The sequence below is a fragment of the Methyloversatilis universalis EHg5 genome (genome assembly GCF_000378945.1).
Lineage (GTDB): Bacteria > Pseudomonadota > Gammaproteobacteria > Burkholderiales > Rhodocyclaceae > Methyloversatilis > Methyloversatilis universalis_A.
This window is the reverse complement of the sequence record NZ_KB900539.1, coordinates 494625-513059: the sequence shown is the minus strand read 5'-3', so window position 1 is coordinate 513059 and position 18435 is coordinate 494625. Positions and strand designations below refer to the sequence as shown.

General features: G+C 64.1%; 19 protein-coding genes and 1 pseudogene. 6 read left to right on the top strand and 14 right to left on the bottom strand.

All coding sequences use genetic code 11. The annotated features are described in order from the left end of the window. Positions 1–22: 22 nt before the first annotated feature. Positions 23–2305 (top strand): DUF1989 domain-containing protein, encoded by a 2283-nt coding sequence (locus METUNV2_RS0102320; RefSeq protein WP_018227906.1) that lies wholly within the window; start codon positions 23–25, stop codon positions 2303–2305. A gap of 162 nt (positions 2306–2467) precedes the next feature. Here the strand turns inward: METUNV2_RS0102320 and METUNV2_RS0102315 are convergent, their stop codons facing one another. Next, on the bottom strand, positions 2468–2866 hold the full coding sequence (locus METUNV2_RS0102315; protein ID WP_018227905.1) for a GFA family protein: 399 nt from the start codon (positions 2864–2866) through the stop codon (positions 2468–2470). Between the two features lie 171 nt (positions 2867–3037). On the opposite strand from METUNV2_RS0102315, the gene METUNV2_RS0102310 reads away from it, so the two are divergent. From METUNV2_RS0102310 to METUNV2_RS0102295, 4 genes are all read left to right on the top strand, one after another. After that, positions 3038–4156 carry an aminomethyltransferase family protein gene (locus METUNV2_RS0102310; protein WP_018227904.1) on the top strand — a complete coding sequence of 373 codons (1119 nt, stop codon included), beginning with the start codon at positions 3038–3040 and terminating at the stop codon, positions 4154–4156. Between the two features lie 77 nt (positions 4157–4233). Beyond that, positions 4234–4827: a C1 domain-containing protein gene (locus METUNV2_RS0102305; RefSeq protein WP_018227903.1), complete on the top strand. Its 594-nt coding sequence runs from the start codon at positions 4234–4236 to the stop codon at positions 4825–4827. Next, entirely contained in the window at positions 4824–5783 is a 960-nt protein-coding gene (locus METUNV2_RS0102300; protein ID WP_018227902.1) for a PDR/VanB family oxidoreductase, read from the top strand. The genes METUNV2_RS0102305 and METUNV2_RS0102300 overlap by 4 nt, the downstream gene beginning before the upstream one ends. A 13-nt stretch (positions 5784–5796) precedes the next feature. Continuing rightward, positions 5797–6837 (top strand): heme-dependent oxidative N-demethylase family protein, encoded by a 1041-nt coding sequence (locus METUNV2_RS0102295; protein WP_018227901.1) that lies wholly within the window; start codon positions 5797–5799, stop codon positions 6835–6837. 529 nt (positions 6838–7366) lie between these two features. Here the strand turns inward: METUNV2_RS0102295 and msrA are convergent. The 13 genes and pseudogenes from msrA to METUNV2_RS19775 form a co-directional block, all read right to left on the bottom strand. After that, positions 7367–7867, bottom strand: coding sequence for a peptide-methionine (S)-S-oxide reductase MsrA (gene msrA / locus METUNV2_RS0102290; RefSeq protein WP_026187808.1), 501 nt, complete (start codon positions 7865–7867; stop codon positions 7367–7369). After that, on the bottom strand, positions 7864–8313 hold the full coding sequence (gene msrB, locus METUNV2_RS0102285; protein ID WP_018227899.1) for a peptide-methionine (R)-S-oxide reductase MsrB: 450 nt from the start codon (positions 8311–8313) through the stop codon (positions 7864–7866). Before msrB ends, msrA begins: the two co-directional genes overlap by 4 nt. Before the next feature lie 176 nt (positions 8314–8489). Then, positions 8490–8645 (bottom strand): hypothetical protein, encoded by a 156-nt coding sequence (locus METUNV2_RS19960; protein WP_088178079.1) that lies wholly within the window; start codon positions 8643–8645, stop codon positions 8490–8492. A gap of 198 nt (positions 8646–8843) precedes the next feature. After that, complete coding sequence (locus METUNV2_RS0102280) at positions 8844–9254, bottom strand: low affinity iron permease family protein (protein ID WP_018227898.1); 411 nt, start codon at positions 9252–9254, stop codon at positions 8844–8846. 113 nt (positions 9255–9367) lie between these two features. Then, complete coding sequence (locus METUNV2_RS0102275) at positions 9368–9901, bottom strand: GNAT family N-acetyltransferase (protein ID WP_232415590.1); 534 nt, start codon at positions 9899–9901, stop codon at positions 9368–9370. Positions 9902–10747: 846 nt separating this feature from the next. After that, a complete protein-coding gene (locus METUNV2_RS18810) occupies positions 10748–11290 on the bottom strand; it encodes a DUF3806 domain-containing protein (protein ID WP_051081870.1) in 543 nt (180 codons plus the stop codon). Between the two features lie 117 nt (positions 11291–11407). Then, positions 11408–11635: a hypothetical protein gene (locus METUNV2_RS0102265; RefSeq protein ID WP_198288840.1), complete on the bottom strand. Its 228-nt coding sequence runs from the start codon at positions 11633–11635 to the stop codon at positions 11408–11410. Positions 11636–11766: 131 nt separating this feature from the next. Then, positions 11767–12102 carry a hypothetical protein gene (locus METUNV2_RS19780; RefSeq protein WP_157281267.1) on the bottom strand — a complete coding sequence of 112 codons (336 nt, stop codon included), beginning with the start codon at positions 12100–12102 and terminating at the stop codon, positions 11767–11769. 183 nt (positions 12103–12285) lie between these two features. Then, positions 12286–12390, bottom strand: a pseudogene (locus METUNV2_RS20300) (transposase); the annotation flags it as partial. A gap of 396 nt (positions 12391–12786) precedes the next feature. Further along, positions 12787–13434 carry a signal peptidase I gene (gene lepB, locus METUNV2_RS20295; protein WP_081618498.1) on the bottom strand — a complete coding sequence of 216 codons (648 nt, stop codon included), beginning with the start codon at positions 13432–13434 and terminating at the stop codon, positions 12787–12789. A gap of 132 nt (positions 13435–13566) precedes the next feature. After that, positions 13567–13878, bottom strand: a complete 312-nt coding sequence (locus METUNV2_RS19440; protein ID WP_081618497.1) for a DUF5076 domain-containing protein — start codon at positions 13876–13878, stop codon at positions 13567–13569. Positions 13879–14071: 193 nt separating this feature from the next. Continuing rightward, complete coding sequence (locus METUNV2_RS0102250) at positions 14072–15610, bottom strand: transposase (RefSeq protein WP_018227894.1); 1539 nt, start codon at positions 15608–15610, stop codon at positions 14072–14074. 218 nt (positions 15611–15828) lie between these two features. Further along, positions 15829–16347, bottom strand: a complete 519-nt coding sequence (locus METUNV2_RS19775) for a hypothetical protein (protein ID WP_198288839.1) — start codon at positions 16345–16347, stop codon at positions 15829–15831. A 249-nt stretch (positions 16348–16596) separates the two neighbouring features. Here METUNV2_RS19775 and METUNV2_RS0102245 point away from each other — a divergent pair, with 249 nt between their 5' ends. Beyond that, the gene (locus METUNV2_RS0102245) at positions 16597–18324 is read left to right on the top strand and encodes an ABC transporter ATP-binding protein (protein WP_018227893.1); all 1728 of its coding nucleotides are present in this window, start codon (positions 16597–16599) and stop codon (positions 18322–18324) included. Positions 18325–18435 lie beyond the last annotated feature (111 nt).

Genomic DNA, 18435 nt, shown 5'->3' with positions numbered 1-18435 from the left:
GGGTCGCAGGTGCTTCCAAGACATGAACACGATCGTCGAACCTACGCTGAATCCGGCGACTGCCGCGCGAACGCGAGCACGCCATGTCCGCCACGTCGCCGCCGGTGGCTGCTCGGTCTCCTTCGACCTGGCCGCCGGCGACCGCCTCACGCTGACCGACCCGGAAGGTCTGCAACCGGGCCATCTCTATGTCGCAGGCCCGGCCGGCATCGCGGAAGCCATGCTGCCCGGTCTGCCCGTCACCACCCCGGCCGACGTGCCGGCCTTCGCCCGCGCGCTGCTCAGCGGTGCGCCGGCCGGCTGGAGCCTGGTCCGTGCCGAGGTGTTCGGCAGCGACGGACTGGCCGGCGGCCAGCGCATCATTGCCGCGCCGGGCGCCGTGCGCTGCGCGCTGCACGCACCGGGCGAAGACATGCAGCCCGACGCGCAGAACGCGCCCACCGAACTGATCGCCGACGTCGAGTGCGCCGAACCGGTGGCCGGCATCGCGCCGCCGCCGCTGGCTCCGCCGGTGCTCGACCTGCGCATCGGTGCCGGCACCGCGCACGCCTACCGCGTGAAGGCCGGTGACTACATCCAGGTGATCGACGTCGATGGCCGCCAGTGCTCCGACTTCCTCGCCTTCGACGCTGCCGCGCTGGCGCAGGGACAGGAATACGACCTCGACCCGACCACCACGCGCACGCTCATGGGTTCGGCCAGCCCCGGCCCCGGCCTGCTGAACAAGTACTACGACGAGCGCCAGGTACCGCTGGTCGAGGTGGTCCGCGACACCGTCGGCCGCCACGACACCTTCATGCTCGCCTGCAGCGCGAAGTACTACGACGACATGGGTTACCCCGGTCACGCCAACTGCAGCGACAACTTCAACAACGCGCTCGAACCGCACGGCGTGGCGCGTCGCGCAGGCTGGCCGGCGATCAACTTCTTCTACAACACCATCGTCAATCACGACGACAGCATCAGCCTGGACGAACCGTGGTCGCGTGCCGGCGACTACGTGCTGCTGCGCGCGATGACCGATCTGGTCTGCGCCTCCTCGTCCTGCACCGACGACATCGACCCGGCCAACGGCTGGAACCCCACCGACATCCACGTCCGGGTCTATGACGCCTCGAACAACTTCTCCAAAGGGATCGCACACCGCATGACGCCCGACGCCGCCCCAAAACTGACCCGCGAGACCGGCTTCCACGCCCGCACCTCCGCGCTCACCCGCCGCATGGTCGAGTACCGCGGCTTCTGGCTGCAGGATTCGTTCTCGTCCAACGGCCCGATCGACGAATACTGGGCCTGCCGCGAACGCGCGGTGATGATCGATCTGTCCGCGCTGCGCAAGTTCGAAATCACCGGCCCGGACGCCGAGCAGCTGCTGCAGCTGGCCACGACGCGCAATATCCGCAAGCTGGCGGTCGGCCAGATCGTCTACACCGCGCTCTGCTACGAGCACGGCGGCATGATCGACGACGGCACGGTGTTCCGGCTGTGCCAGAACAACTTCCGTCTGGTGTGCGGCGACGACTACTGCGGCGTGTGGCTGCGCGAACTGGCGGCGAAGAACAACCTGCGCGTGTGGGTGAAGTCCTCCACCGACCAGCTGCACAACCTGTCGGTGCAGGGCCCGAAGTCGCGCGACATCCTGCGCGAAATCGTGGTCACGCCGCCGGGCAATGCGTCGATGGACGAACTGAAGTGGTTCCGCCTGACCGTGGGCAAGATCGAGGGCCTGCCGGTCGTCGTGTCGCGCACCGGTTACACCGGCGAACTGGGCTATGAAGTGTGGTGCCACCCGAAGCACGCGGTGCAGGTGTGGGACGCCATCGCGAAAGCCGGCGAGCCGCACGGCATTGCGCCGATGGGCCTGGCCGCGCTCGACATGCTGCGCATCGAAGCCGCGCTCATCTTCGCCGAGTACGACTTCTGCGACCAGACCGACCCGTTCGAAGCCGGCATCGGTTTCGCGGTGGCGGCCGACAAGGAGGATGACTACGTCGGCAAGGCCGCGCTGGAGCGCCGCAAGGCCCACCCGGCGCGCGTCATGGTCGGCCTCGACATCGAAGGCACCGAACTGGTGGCGCACGGCGATCCGATCTTCAACGGTCGCGCGCAGATCGGCCAGATCACCAGCACCACCCGTTCGCCGATACTCGGCAAGACCATCGCGCTGGCGCGACTGGACGTGTCGGCGGTCGAACTGGGCGCCACGGTGGAAGTCGGCAAGCTGGACGGCCACCAGAAGCGCATCAAGGCCACACAGGTGAAGACCTCGCACTACGACCCGACCAAGGCGCGCGTGCGCGCCTGATCGCAGTCCGCAGGCAGCAGGGCGCGGAGCGGCGAAAGCCGTTCCTCGCCCTTTTTCATTTCAGGCGCCGATGTGCCGGCCGGCCCGCACGGGGTACGCGGCCGGTCGCGATGGAGTCGTCATCCGGCGCAGCCCGACCGCCGCCGCGGGGCCGGAAACGGCCTACCAGGCGTCGCTGCGCGGCAGATCGTCGTCGATGTCGTAATAGTCGGCGCGCGAGCCGGCGAAGATGTGGGCCGACAGCTTCAGCCCGGCCGGCCGGTCCAGCGTGCCGGCGGTCACGTAGGTGACCGCGCTGGTCGCGTCCTTCCAGAACAGGTTGCCGCCGCACCGCTCGCAGAAGCCGCGCTTCACGCTGGCTGATGAGGCGTACCAGCGCAGCGTGCCGCCGGCGGATACGTCCAGATCCGCGTCGGCACAGCAGGCCATCACCGCATGGTGGCCGCTGGTGCGTGCGCACTGGCTGCAGTGACAGGCCACCGGCGCATCGAGCGTGCCCCTGATCGCGTATCGCACCCCGCCGCACAGGCACGCACCCGTGTAACCGCCCGCTGTCGCCATCCTGCGTCTCCGCTGTCGTGATGGGCAAAGCCTACGCAGCCCATGCGGCGGCGCACATACCACCTAGGGGGTAACCCCTCTTGAGAATTGTCCGCCCCTGCCCCCGGCAACAGAATCGGTCTCAGATCGCACGCGCTGCGCGGCGACACCTCAGACAAGGAGAACCGGGAAATGCAAAGGAATTCGATTCTGAACGAGCGTCACCGTCAGCTCGGCTCGAAGCTGGATGGCGATACGTGGAACAACATGCCGATCCCGTGGAGCTACAACAGCTGCCCGCACGATGAAGTGATCGCCACCCGCTCGCGCGCCGGCCTGTACGACGTGTCGGCGCTGAACATCGTGAACGTGTCCGGCCCGGACGCCGAAGCCGTGATCGACCGCCTGGTCACCATCGACGTGACCAAGCTGAAGCCGGGCACCGCCCGCCTCGGCGGCGAAGTGAACGAAGCCGGCGCACTGGTCGATGACATCATGATCATCCGCGATGCCGCCGACAAATTCCGCATTTCGCACGGCAGCGGCGCCACGCCGAAGACCCTGGCCGAACTGTCGGTCGGCAAGAACGTGACCATCGCCGCCGACCTGGATGTGCACATCCTGTCGCTGCAGGGCCCGGTCTCGCTCGACGTGCTGTCCCCGCACACCCCGGCCAACCTGGCTGCGCTGCCCTACTTCAACCACGTCGAAACCACGCTGTTCGGCAAGAAGGTGACTCTGGGCCGCGGCGGCTACTCCGGCGAGCGCGGCTACGAGGTGTACTGCACCGCTGCTGACGCCGTGTTCCTGTGGGACGCCATCGTGGAAGCCGGCAAGCCGAAGGGCGTCATCCCCTGCTCCTGGACCGCGCTGGATCTGACCCGCGTCGAAGGCGGCCTGCTGTTCTTCCCGTTCGAAATGCCGGAAGGCGACACCACGCCGTGGGAAGTGAACATGGACTGGGCGGTCGACCTCGACAAGAAGGGCGACTACATCGGCAAGGCCGCCGTGCTCGCACTGAAGGGCCGTGAGCGCGTCAAGCAGGCCGGCATGATCGTGACCCACCACGAAGCGGTGGAAGCAGGCGCCAAGGTCTATGACGGCGAGAAGGAAGTCGGCGTGGTCACCTCGGCCTCGTACAGCCGCCTGCTGATGCAGTCGCTGGCCATGGTGCACCTGAAGCCGTCGCATTCGAATCTGGGCACCCGCCTGACGATCGGAGCCAAGGCCGGCAAGCTGGCCGCGCTGGTCGTGCCGACGCCGTTCTACGACCCGCTGCGTCAGCGCACCCATCCGGACAAGAAGCGCTGATCGCGCTCTGATCCCACCGCCGCGCGTGGATTGCCGCGCGCGGCGGCACCCTGCAACACCACGTATCGAGACGCCGCATGTCCACCCTAGCCACCAAAAGCCAGCCGATCTACGCCGAGCTCGAATGGGACCGTACCGGCACGCACCACATCCTGTTCGTCAGCGCCGAAGACGCTGCGCTAGCGCAGCGCCTGCTGTCCAATCCGCCCGGCGGCACGCTCACGCTCGTCCATCTGCGCCCGGCCGACGACAGCCGCAGCGTGTGGTCGCAGAACCTGCCGGACACCGCCCTCTACCTCGAGGCGCACACCCTGGCCGAGGCGCTGGAAGTACTGCGTGACGCCTTCTACGTGGCGCAGATGGGCACGCGCATCTACCTCGCCGGCTCCGAAGACGCGATCTGGCAGGTCTCGCAGCTGGCCGAAACCTTCGGCGTGAGCCGCGACGAAATCCGTCACGCACAGCTGGGCACCAAGGCGCGCCCGGTGTTCTGCGTCCATTGCCGCACCATCACCCGCGGCGTGCATACCAATATCGTTTCATGCAGCGGCTGTGGCCGATCGCTGTTCGTGCGCGATCACTTCTCCCGTCGCCTGGGTGCCTACATGGGCTTCCAGATCGATGCCGAAGTGCCGGGCGAAGTGCCTGCTGCGGAGGTGGCTTACCCATGAGCAGCGCATCCCTGAACGTCGAAATCCGACGCATCCGCGACCTGGCGCCGGGCATCCGCGAATTCAGCCTGTCGCGCACCGACGGCGATGACTTCCCGATCTATTCCGGCGGCAGCCACATCGTGCTGTCGCTGCCGCTGAGCGACCGCCCGCACCGCAATCCATACTCGCTGCTCGGCGACCCGACCGACCGCAAGACCTGGCGGGTGGCCGTGCGCAAGCAGGAAGATTCGCGCGGCGGTTCGCGCTGGCTGCACGAACAGGCGCGCGAAGGCATGCGCATCGACATTTCCGCGCCGGTGAACCTGTTCTCGCTGAACCGCCTCGGCCGCCGCCACATCCTGGTGGCCGGCGGCATCGGCATTACGCCGATTCTTTCGCAGGCACGCGAACTGGCCCGCCTCGGCGCCGACTTCGAAGTGCATTACGCCTACCGCGCGCCGGAGTACGGCGTGTTCGTCGACGAGCTCGAAGCGCTGGCTCCGGGCCGCATCCATCACTACGTGCAGTCGCGCCGCGAACAGATCGAGTTCTCGTCGCTGCTGGCCGGCCGCCCGCTGGGCACCCACTTCTACATCTGTGGCCCGGGCGGCATGGTGGCCGCCAGCATGAACGCCGGCAAGGCGCTCGGGTGGCCGGAAAGCCACCTGCACAGCGAGCAGTTCCTGGCGCCGACCGGCGGCGAACCGTTCGACGTGCAGCTCACGCTGTCGGGCAAGGCCTTCACCGTGCCGAGCGACCTGTCACTGCTGGAAGCGATCGAACAGCAGGGCGTCGATGCGCCCTACCTGTGCCGTGGCGGCGCCTGTGGCCAGTGCGAACTGGAAGTGGTCGACGCCAGCGGCGAACTGATCCATCACGACCTGTACCTGAGCGCCGAAGAACGCGCCTCGGGCAAAAAGATCATGCCCTGCGTCTCCCGCCTGAAGGGCGGTTGCCTGACGCTGAACCTGTGAGGAGGAGCACACCATGACCATCGCATTCAAGCCGGACGAAACCTTCCGCGGTACCTACACCTACCGCAACTCGCCCCAGGCCATCAAACGTTTCCCCTTCCCCTTCCATCAGGACCAGTACATGTACTCGGTCAACATGGAGCCGCACACCAAGGGACCGGAAGGTTCGGTGTTCGAGAACGCCTTCGACATCGACGAACACTACATCGCCGAAATGCGTGACCGCGCGATCACGCTCGAGCGCGACCCGGGCCGCTGCGTGTCACTGCCGCACATGATGGACGCCGAGTGGGACACGCTGGAACTGATCATGGAGTCGCTGTCGCGCGACTACCCCGAACTGTTCACGCTGACCAAGGACGGTGAGCGCTGGCACTGGGTTAACAAGCCGCTGGGCATCGACCAGACCTTCACCTTCGGCGACGCCGCAACGCTGCCCTGCCCGCCGTTCGAGTACATCGGCCGCCAGTGTCAGGGTGATTTCGTCATCATGGACCAGCGCGACAACAACCTGTTCGCCGACTCCGGCATGATCACCTCGCAGGCCGACTGGTCGCTCATGTTCGACGCCGGCATGAGCTTCATGGAATGGCACGGCCCGGTGCCGCTGGCCCACGAACTGGGCGTGTTCGACCGCGCGCTGAAGTATCTGCTCATGCTGCAGCAGAGCCGCCCGGTACGCCGCCTGAACTGGACCATGACCATCAACCCGCGCCTCGACACCTCGCCGGAAACCTACCCCGAGTGGGGTCCGGACCGTGCCAGCGTCACGCCGGACAACGTCGGTGACAAGGTGCATCTGCGGGTCGAACTGCAGGCCCTGTTCCGTCTGCCGCGCAGCAACGGCATGCTGTTCTCGATCCGCGGCTATCTGGCCAGCATGAACGATCTGGCCACCCACCCGCGCTGGGCCAAGCGCTTCCACCGCGTGCTGAGCACGCTGCCGAACGAACTGGCCGAGTACAAGGGTCTGGTGCGCTACAAGCCCACCACCATCGAGTGGCTGTCGAAGTTCGACGACGGAGAAGTGCTGCCGGGCGGCACGCAGCCCTAGCAAGCAGCGCCGCACAGCGGCAGCTCACGGCGGACATGGGGGGTGCCCATGTCCGCCGTTTTCGTTTGTGGCGTCTGCTTTCGTCATTGCGCAGCGGTAGTGCGGCAGCGATAGCTGGCGCACTACGCCCGCCCCATCGCAGCGAAAGCGCCGCTCCCACCGCATATTCACCGGTGGAGCATGCCCCGTGGGAGCGGCGCCCCCGCCGCGATGCGGCCTCGGCGAAACGCGTACTTTCCCCGCTGAAGCCCTGCTCCCAAACAATCAGGCCTTGCGCGGCAGCCCGCGGTTCGGCCGGGGAAGTAACCGGTGCAGCCCGTTGGGCAGTACGCCGGATCGAGCGTCTTCAATTCACCGCTGTCTGACCGTGGAAAGACAGCAGCACAATACGCCCGCCCCATCGCGGCGAAGGCGCCGCTCCCACCGGATATTCACCCGCGGAGCATGCCCCGTGGGAGCGGCGCCCCCGCCGCGATGCAGCCTCGGCAAACCGCGTACCCTCCCCGCTGAAGCCCTGCCCCGCAACCAATCAGGCCTTGCGCGGCAGCACCCAGTTCGGCCGCGGAAAGTGGCAGGTGTAGCCGTTCGGGAAATGCTCCAGATAGTCCTGGTGCTCCGCTTCGGCTTCCCAGAAATCGCCCACCGGTTCGACTTCGGTCACCACTTTGCCCGGCCACAGACCGGAGGCATCGACGTCGGCGATGGTGCGCAGCGCCTCTTCGCGCTGCGCCTCGCTGCACCAGTAGATCGCCGAACGGTAGGACGGCCCGCGATCATTGCCCTGGCGATTGGGCGTCGTCGGATCGTGAATCTGAAAGAAGCACTCCAGCAGCTGGCGGTAGCTCAGCACCGCCGGATCGAACACCACCTCGATCACCTCGGCGTGCATGCCGTGGTTACGGTAGGTCGCGTTCGGCACATCACCGCCGCTGTAGCCCACCCGGCTCGACAGCACGCCGGGCAGACGGCGCAGCAGCTGCTGCATGCCCCAGAAACAGCCTCCAGCGAGCACCGCTCGTTCGCTGCTCATCGCACGTCCTCCACCTGGTCGAGATAGTCGCCGTAGCCTTCGGCCACCATGTCGTCACGGTGAATGAAGCGCAGCGACGCCGAGTTGATGCAGTAGCGCAGTCCACCGCGGTCACGCGGACCGTCAGGAAACACGTGACCGAGGTGGCTGTCGCCGTGCTTCGAGCGCACCTCGGTGCGGATCATGCCGAGCGAGGAATCGCGCAGCTCCACCACGTGCGCCGGCTCGATGGGTTTCGTAAAGCTCGGCCAGCCGCAGCCGGACTCGAACTTGTCGCCCGACGCGAACAGCGGCTCGCCGGACACGATATCCACGTAAATGCCCGGCGCGTGGTTGTGCAGGTATTCGCCGGTGCCCGGATATTCGGTGCCGCTCTGCTGGGTCACGCGGTACTGCTCGGGGTCGAGGCGGGCAATCGCCTCGGGTGATTTCGTATAGGTTTTCATGCGTCCTCCTGTGGCGGCGTAGACCGTGCAGGTCTGCGCGCGTTCGACGTCCTTTCGGGGCACGGCAGCCTGCGCTGCGCACCGGCCGCGCAGCACGCAGGCCGGGGCGCAGGGCGCCGGAGTCCGCCACGCGCTGCGGCTGCACCGGAAGAACCCGGCGTGCGGGCTTCAGCGGCTCAGCAGTTGCCCTTCTTGGCCTGACCCGGCGGGCAGAATCCGCCGCCCGAACCACGCGGCCCCGCGGGGTCAATCACGACGGCGCCGGACGGCGTATAGACCGCGCAGCCGGCAAGGGATGAAACGAGTATCGCCAGTGCGATGAGTACTCTCATGCGTAAAACCTCTGTTGTCGGAACACCGGAGTCTACGCGCACGACTGCGGCGCGTTGACACCGGTCATCGCCGGAGGCAGCGGCCGGCCGGAACCGGCGCGATCTGCGTCGGCCCCGGCGCCCGGGTGGGTCTGGCGCGCAGGCAATCCAGCCGCGTCCTGATCCGCAGCGGTGAAGGCCTGCCGCGGCGTCCCCGGTCTAGGCCTCGGGCGTGCCGGTGTCCTCGAAGCCGCGCCCCATCTCCGCCCGCGCATGTGTGGCGAGCAGCTGATAGCGCTTGCGGAAGGCGTCCAGCGTTTCGTCTTCCAGTTCTTCCAGATCGAGCAGCGCGTTGTGGGCGCCGCGGGTCGCGCGTATCAGCTCGTCGAGCTTCACCTGTATCGCCTCGGTGTCGCGGTTCTGCGTGTTCTGGATCAGGAACACCATCAGGAAGGTGACGATGGTGGTGCCAGTATTGATCACCAGCTGCCAGGTGTCGCTGTAGTCGAAGATCGGCCCGGTAACCAGCCAGACCACGATGACCAGCAGCGCCACGACAAACACCCGTGGCCGCCCGCAGAAACGCGCGGTCGCCTTCGCGAAATTCGAATACCAGCTGCTTGTGCGCATGAATGCATTCCGGAACAGGCCCGCCGGGAATGAAGATCGCCCTCAACGCCGGCGGATCGCCGGGCGACGGACGATCATAGCAATGCGAGGTCGCCGGCCGCGCTCTCCGCCGATTACGCGCCCTGTACACGCAGGTCGCGGGTCATCCGGAATCGGCGCAATGCCACGCCCTGCCGCAGCACGTCCTCTTCCGCGACCACCGCGAAGCCCTGCCGCTCGAAAAAGGGCCGGGCGGCCAGACTCGCCTCGGTACTCAGGCGCTGCGCGCCCGAACGGCGCATGTCCGCGCACGCCGCACCGAACAGCGCCGTCGCCACGCCCCGGCGGGCGAACTGCGGCGCGGTGAACAGCAGATCGACATGCCCGCTCGGCGCATAGCCAATGAAACCGGCCACCTGCTCACCCTCGCACGCGAGCAGCACGTTCAACGCGGACAGCCGGTTGCGCCAGACCTCCGGATCCGGCGGAATCGGTGCCCAAGCGGCGCACTGTTCGGCGGTGTATGCGCCGCCAGCGAGCGCATGTACCGCCGCGGTGAACACCGCCACCAGCGCTTCGAGATCGGATTCGAGGGCTTCGCGTATCGCCATTGAAACATCGTATGAGAAGGGCCTGCACTTCCCAACATTACAGGGCATGAAACACATCGCCCATCAGGGCCGATTTGGTCACACCCTCAGGGGCGAACGCCTATACCCCTTCCCGCGGCAAAACGCGTGCTTCTTGTATCGATTGGCGCTCGCCGCGCAGATTCCATGTCGGCACGGATCACTCAAAACCCACTACGGATGCCGGATAGATGACTGCAAGTGATCTACCCGGTAAAACCAGACTGTCGGTCAGTCTTGATTTTGGAGGGAGTTCATATACGAAAGGCTAGGAATTATGCCATTCCGATGTTAAGTGAACAATCAAGCCGCAAAGTACGCCTGGTAGGCAGCCAACGAATATGGCACCGGGAGACGTACAGTCTTCTACGTGAAAATTCTCGGGTACCGCTTGGAGACAGAACCCAACGTACCCAGAAAGCGCTCCAAGAGCAATCGCAATACCTACCTGGATTCGTGATGTCTGTGCTTTTCTCCATCTAAGCGAGCTAGACATAGTCATGCCAAATATCAGACCAGCGATCATCGCAGCCTGAACGCCTACTTGATAGGCAAACATCACAGGAAATACGAAGAGAAAGAACAGTGGCCAAATTGGCCCAACCTGCGCGTCTGTCAGCATCCCAATCATGCCGATCAATGGCCCAACCCCTACGAATACAAGAACGGAGTTCAGCATAATGGCTGCACGCGACAGATCAGCCATGATACCTAACGACGCTGTAGAAATACCCCATTCCGGGGCAAGCGGTTGCTGCCGGCCTTGGCCAGTCCGAAGTGGTTCATCCTCATCTCAGCTCCGCAATCTTCGTTGCATCGTCGTCCCCTGACGTCAGCCGTGGCCCGTGACCTGCGCGATGCCGTAGTCTTGGCCTGCCCGTGAGCTTACCTAATTTGCGTATCCGTGGCACCCGAGCTTCTCGATGTTGTGCACCAGGCAATACAGCCTCCATTGCTGCGACAGGTCCGCTGGAATGACGAATTCGGCGTCATCTCAGCCCCCCTCGCCTTCAAATCTTCAATCTGATCGCATACCGAGTTAAAGAGATCAAACACGTCGACTGCCTCACCACGCTCAATGCGCTTTGAAATCATGGTCTGTGGATACAAAACAACCGATGTTCCTTCCGCCACGAGACATGGGCTGATTCCGTACTGATCTTCGAGCATTTTCCAAACCAAACCCATCTCAGCAGATAGTGCGTCCCCGAGGATGATGCCGAGACCCTGGAGTTCAAAGGTCTGATCAGATCGAAAGGTGCAACCCTCTAACACTGCCCGGATGGTGCCGAGCTTTCCGGCCGAAGTCTGATACTTGAGTTGTGCATCGGGATTCCCGGCAAGCAGCTTTTCAATCGTGCGCCGTTGGTCGGATAGCCATTTTCGATCCTCGTCACCGAGATCGCGGAACCGTTGATCAGAGTTCATGCTTGTGACGCCGAACGTTCGCGTTGAGCGGCCCGGAACGGCAAAGGCCGGAGCTGCCAGAAATGAAGAGCAAGGCCACGAGAGCCTTTGCCGCGGAGGGTCCGATCGAACACAAGGTTAGGCATCGCGTTCGCCGTAGCTCAAAGGCTTGCCGTCCTCGAATGGATCCAGACGATCCCTCGCGCGCGCGATAAGCATTTCGATAGCATGCAACGGAACAGACTCAACGAACTGGCTGAAGGAAACGGTGTGATCGGCATCGCATCGGAACACCGCAGCCACGACTAGATCCGCACCGTCGATGAGTTCTACCCCGAGCCCGTCACGAATTACGTCGGAAGCCACCTGAGTGCGCCACGGTGAAGGCTCGGCCATAGATGTCTGACGCCCGAGTTAACAGGACGCAGCCAGCGAAGCTGGTAGGCCTCTTGTTGAACGACCAGTTAGGCTGGGGCGCGAAGGCTGGGTGGATTTGTTCATTTAGGCATGTGCATAAATATGCCATATGCAATTGCAGATAAGGCCAACAAAGCAACAGCAGTGCGAAGTGAGAAGAGAGGCTGGCTTGATGTGTCCCAGATTTCGCCCCAAATCCACACGACCAAAGAGATACCTCCCAAAAAACCTACAACGGCTCCAGCAAGGACAATCCACTTGCCGATGTCCTTAAATGCTTCTACTTGCTCAGCGCCCCATGTGCCTGTGTGAAAGAACAGCAAGGTTGCATACGTTGCTCCCGCAGCCACGCCGGAGAAAGCGGCCGCAAAGCAGCGTTCGAAAATGGACGGGTTGTCGGTCTCGAAATTACGCATAATGCCTAACGACGCTGTAGAAAAACCCCATCTCGGGGCAAGCAGATGCTGCCGGCCTTGGCCGGTCCGAAGTGGTTTATCCTCATTTCAGCTCCGCAATCTTCGTTTCATCGCCGTCTCCTGACGTCAGCCGTGGCCCGTGATTGGCGCGATGCCGTCGTCGTGGCCTGCCCACGAGCTTACCTAATTTGCGTATCCGTGGTGCCCGAGCTTTTCGATGTTGTGCCCCAGGCAGTACAGCTTCCACTGCCAATCCGTTCGCGCGCGCCCGCGCAGCGTGAAGCGGGCGGCGATCATCCAAGCGCGCATCTGCTACAGCGTGCTGCGCGATGCCGCCGTCTACGGTGACCCCCAACCCCGGCTTGCAAGAAAGGCAGACCAGGCTTCGTTCGCCGTGACTGCCTGAGCAGAGTCACCCCCTCCCGCCACCGCTTGCCACGAGACAGATCGCCCATCATGGCCAACCGGGTCACACCCTCGGGGACGAACGCCGATAACTCTTCCGACAGCCAAACGCGTGCCGCTTGTATCGATTGGCGCGCCCCGCACAGATTCCATGTCGGCACGGGTCACTCTGAACCCATTACGATGCCGGATAGATGACTGCAAGTGATCTACCCGGAGAAACCAGACTATCGATCAGTCTTGATTTTGAGGGAGTCCATATACGATGGATTGGGCACCTCAGCGCACACTTTGGATAGGTGGTGCATTCTCGACGCGACCTCCAATGCTTTCCTCGGGAACGAACCCTTGGTACCGGCTATCCCTGCTTGAGTCGCGATTGTCTCCCAGTACAAAGAAGTGCCTCGGCGGTACTGTGCAGGTGAACCCGCCGTGAGCGTATGTACAGCGGTCATGCCAAGGAAAGCCCTCGATGGCCTCAATTGCAACGGCGGGCGCGCCATCGCGGAGCTGAATGAGATGCTGCTCTGCGTCTATCGCCTCCACGAAAGTTCGCACGTTCGGCAACTCGCGAGGCGTCTTGAGTTCAATCGGGGTGAGAGTAACCGCAACGCCATTCACGTGCAGGCGCTTGGTCCGGTCATAGGAGACCGTATCGCCGGGAATTCCTACAACTCGCTTCGCCAGGAAATGTCTTCCGTCGGCGCTACGGTAGACAACGACATCCCAACGCGCAGGTGAAGTGAACAGGTAAGCGAAGAGATCTATCTTTAGCGCGGCTCCGCTTGCAAACGTAGGTTCCATGGATGAGGACGGCATCGACAGAGTCTTCTGTGCGGCCGCCGTCATGCAGGAGCAAGCAAGCGCGATGCTCGTCAGACAGGCGCGAGCAGTTCTATCAAACCGACGCAAAGTGCTCCGATTCATCCCGTACGACGTCAAGGTGCCCAACGTGAAGGTGAAGGGCGCCGGGCCGGCCTCGCCGGCACGGCGTCCCAGCGGCGAAGCCGCGCCTCGACCGGAGTGTTAGCCCACAACGCCGGAATGAGGGACAGGCGGTTAAGAATGACCAGCATGAAAGCCACCACTCACATTGGACGTTGGTTCATTCAACTCTTCGAGGAGACCATCAACAATCGTGCGGGTGGTCGCGGTGGGTGCCGCGCCTAGCTCCTCCGCCATTGCATTCGATAAATGACGGATAACATCCGCGAGCAAAGTGCCCCAAGCGGCAGGTTCGTCCATCCCCTGTGCGCTCCACATTCCGACGTTCATCGTGCAATGGAGCCCACGCTCCGCTACCCAAGCGCTGAGCATTTGGACAGCGTCGTCATCACGTTGTGCGGCAGGCGGAATCACTAGTGCTCGCATGGGGTTCCTTGAGGGCTAACGACGCTGTAGAAAAACCCCATCTCGGGGCAAGCGGTTGCTGCCGGCCTTGGCCGGTCCGAAGTCGTTCATCCTCATTTCAGCTCCGCAATCTTCGTTTCATCGTCGTCTCCTGACCTCAGCCGTGGCCTTTGATCGGCGCAATGCCGGCGTCGTGGCTTGCCCGCGAGCTTACCTAATTTGCGTAGTCGTGGTGCCCGAGCTTTTCGATGTTGTGCACCAGGCAGTACAGCTTCCATTGCCCATCCACTTTTGTGCGCCCGCGCAGCGTGAAGCGGGCGAGCCGCTTGTTGTGCCGCAGGTTGCCGAACACCGGCTCTACGGTGGCAAACCGCGCGGCGATCATCCGCTTGCCCTCGCTGGAATCGATGCGCCGCTTCATCCGCTCGGTGTGTGATTCGACGCCGTCGCGTTTGCCGCGGAAGAAAGCGACCTGTCGCACCTTGGTCTTCTCTGGCGTGCGCAGGCAGCGGCTGCGCTGCTCGCACGGCACGCAGTCGCGCTCGGCACCGGTGTACTTGGTGGCGGCGTAGCCGTTGATCGTGCATTCGGCGCCGTTGCGATAGAGGCGCTTGCCCGCCGGGCAGAGGCAGTGGCTGCGGTCTTCCGCTTCGGTGAAGTCGGTGTTGGCGTAGCGCGTGTTCTTGCTGGCCGTGCGTGCCAGCTTCGCCTTCTCGCTCTTGTCCCACAGCGCGTCAGGCTTTGCTTTGTGTCTGGCCTGATCGGCGTATCTCGGGTCGCGCTGCCGGTAACCGTTGTCACACACCCAGGCGGGGACGTTCCGGCTCTCCAGCCCGGCGAGGTTCTTCTCGGAGTGATAGCCGGCGTCAGCGCAGATCGCGGTGTGCTCTTTGCGCTGTGCGCTGCTTGCATCGATCACTGGCAACAGCAGTTCCTGTTCCGATCCGGTGCCGTGTGCCTGGGCATCGACCACGATCTGGTGGGCCGCATCGACCGTGGCCACGCCGGTATAGCCCTGGACCACGCCCTTGGCGGTGGCCATCTTGGCCGAGTCGTTGTCGGTGCGGTTGGACAGGCGCAGCGCGCCCTTGGCGCCTTGCCTGTCACGTGGGTTGCGCGCGAGCCAGTCGCGGATCTTTGCTGCTTCGTGGCTCAAGCGCTCTCGGGTGCGCTGTGCACGGGCTGCGTCGTCATTGCTCGCTTGCGCATCGCGCGCCTTCTGCTCACCGATCATGCGCTGCACGGCCGCTTCCATCTTTGCGGCTTCGCGCTCGAAGTCGGCACGCGTGCCGCTCTTGGCCTTGGATGCATTCGACGGCAGCTTGACGCCGTCGATGGCGAAGAGTTCGCGCCCGATCAGCCCCTGGCGGTCGCACACGAGCAGTACCTGGGTGAAGAGCGCGCGAGCCTCATCGCCCAGACGGCTGACGAAGTGGGCGACGGTGGTGAAGTGCGGTGCGCTGTCGCCGGAGACGGCCATGAACAGCACGTTGGTGCGGCAGGCGGTGGCGATGGAACGCGAACTGATCAGCCCGCGCGAGTACCCGAGCAGCACGATCTTGAGCAGCACGGCCGGATCGAAGGCCGGGGCACCCCCGGCATCGTTGGCGTAGCGGGTGCGGAGCGTGGAGAGATCGAGTTCGTTGTCGACCAGGTGGCAGAGCGCGAACTCGAAGGTGCCGGGCAGCACCTGCTGCGCGAAATCGACCGGGATGAGCTTCAGGTCGTAGTCGGGCGTCTTGAATCGCGGCATCGCAGGGCTCCGGGGAGGCGATGCGCAATCATAACGACGGCATGTAAACGAACGAAGGTGGGGAGGGGTTTTTCTACAGCCTCAACGTCTGAGCTCAGAGGCGCGCCGCCGATAGGCGGAGCGCCCCCTGCAACGATGGGTTAGCGCCCAGGAATAGAAGGAGGGCAGACAAGTCGCCATTCGAAGCGGGAGTTGCGGCGAAGTACAGCGATGCGGCATTAGGCGGCGACGGTTGCATTTGCTTTCTTTCGAGCACGAAGAACATGCCCCCACATTTGATAAACAGCGATGACCTTTCCCAATAGAAACGGAACGAAGATGACCAAGAGTAGCCATGGCACTGGGTCCTTACCCAAGGCCTTTGTGAGTGACCATAGCTTTACCCAGAAAAAGAGCGTTGAAATGGCAAAGGCAAGGCCACCGCTGATTGTGATGGGTGACTTGTCGCCCTCACCAAGAGCTAGGACCACTGAGACAGAAACGAGAATTACGATAAATGAACGATACATGCCTCGCCAGGCACTCTCGATATTTGGGAGAGACTCAACGGCATCGCGTTCTAGCTGTAGTTGCTGATCTTCTCGTGCCTTTTCAACTGCTGTTGCTTCAATACCGCGTTCCTTTAGTATTTCATCGAGGACTTCGTATGCGGTATCCGTAAGAGTGTCACGAGTTCGCAATTCGATCAGGTCAGTGGTATCCCGGCCTGAGTAATCTTCTCGAAGCTGTGCCTTCATTGCATCCATAGTTCCTCCAATGTGATGGGCGCTAACGTGATGCATAAATCACATTTGCGTGATATCTCAGACCACTGCGTGATATTCCAGCGAACCATGCAGACGATTCATTCGTAAATTCAAGGTATTGAGCACTGCGTCGATTTATCCAAGCCTCTCATCTGCGGTGTTACACGGCTATCGACCTTTCGTACGAGCCAGCGCTGCGCCGACCCGCGATAATGGGCGGCTCGCCCCAGCCGTACCGCCATGTCCGCCCCGCCCGTTTTCCGCCTGACCGACGTACCCCGCGCGATCGCGTTCTTTCTGGACCGCGACCGGCGGCGCTATCTGTTTTTCGTATGCGTGCTGGGCGTGGTGCAGTTCTATCCGATGCTGCCGCCTTACCTGATCGGGCGGGTGGCGGATTTCCTGCTCGGCTGGCAGCGCGGTGACAGCCTGACGCCGCTGTATGCGCTGGTGGGCACGCTGGGCGTGGCGCACGCATGCGTGGCGCTGGTGCGGCTGTCGACCAAGCGGGTGATCGGGCGCATGGCGATCGACGCGCGCATGCGCGCCAAGGTGTGGGGTTTCGAACGGCTGCTCGATTTCTCGCTGGCCTGGCACCAGAAGGAAAGCACCGGCAACAAGGCGCAGCGGGTGATCACCGGGGCGGACGCGGTGCGCGACTGGACCAGCGATCTGGTCAATGCGCTGCTCACCGCCAGCGGTGCCTTCTTCGGCGCGCTGATCGCCTGCATGCTGCTGCACCCGGCGACCGCGCTGTTCTTCCTCTACTACTGCGGCGTGCTCGGTTTCATCGAGTGGTACTTCTACCGTCGCATCGCGCGGCTGTCTGACCAGATCAACGCGTCGATGGAGAACGCCAGCGGCAGCTTCGTCGAGAGCGCGGCCAACATCCTGTCGGTGAAAGCGATGAATGCCGCGGCCGACATGAGCGCGCGGGTGGCCGAGCGCGAGCGGGCGGCGCGCGACTTCGCCTACCGACGGCTGCGGCTCACCAACACGAAGTGGATGCTGTTCCAGCTGCACACCGCGGCGGCCTGGGCGCTGTACATCTACGGCGTGGCCTGGGGCGTGATGGAAGGCGGGCTGTCGGTCGGCCTGGTGCTCACCTACAGCGCCTACTTCAACACGCTGCGCGAGGCGTCGATGGACATGACCGACCGCGTGCAGACCATGATCGAGCGCACCTCCAACCTCGGCCGCATGATGCCGCTGTTCGACGCGCCGCCCGGCCCGCAGGGCACGCAGGACTGGCCGGCCGGCTGGCAGCGCATTTCGGCGCGCGCGCTCACCTTCGCGCACGACGGCCGGCGGGTGCTCGGCCCGCTGGACATGGACATCGCGCGCGGCGAACACGTGGGCATCGCTGGCCGTTCCGGCTCCGGCAAGAGCACGCTGGTGAAGCTGCTGCTGGCGCTGTACGCGCCGGAATCCGGCCGGCTGTTTGTCGATGACCGCACCGACAGCAGCAGCGTGCCGCTGGCCGACATCCGGCACGAGGCGCTGCTGCATCACGTGGCGGTGGTACCGCAGGAAACCGAACTGTTCAGCCTGTCGCTGCGCGAGAACCTGACGCTGGGCCGCGAAGTGAGCGAGGTCGACGTGCTGGCGGCCTGCCGCATCGCCCAGCTGGAGGACGTGGTCGCGCTGCTGCCGGAGGGGCTGGACAGCCCGGTCGGCGAGCGCGGTCACAGCCTGTCCGGCGGCCAGCGCCAGCGCGTAGGCATCGCGCGTGCGGTGCTGCGCAACGCCCCCATCCTGCTGCTGGACGAAGCCACCTCGGCGCTCGACGCCGACACCGAGGCGCGCGTGATCGACGCGCTGATGACCGAGCACGCGCCGGGCCGTACCGTCATCCTGATCGCGCACCGGCCGCGCGCCTTCGAGCGCGTCAGCCGCGTGCTCACGCTCGACGCCGGCCGGCTGCTCGCCGACGACGCGCGCCCGGCCGCCGCACCGGCTTCGGCATAGTTCCATCGGACCGGCCGGCTACCCCCAATGCGGTATTGTGCGCGGCCGCCCGCGGGCGGATTCTTGCGTCGTGGGCGCCGCGCAGCGACGGCCCGGTGCGGGGGAAGACTG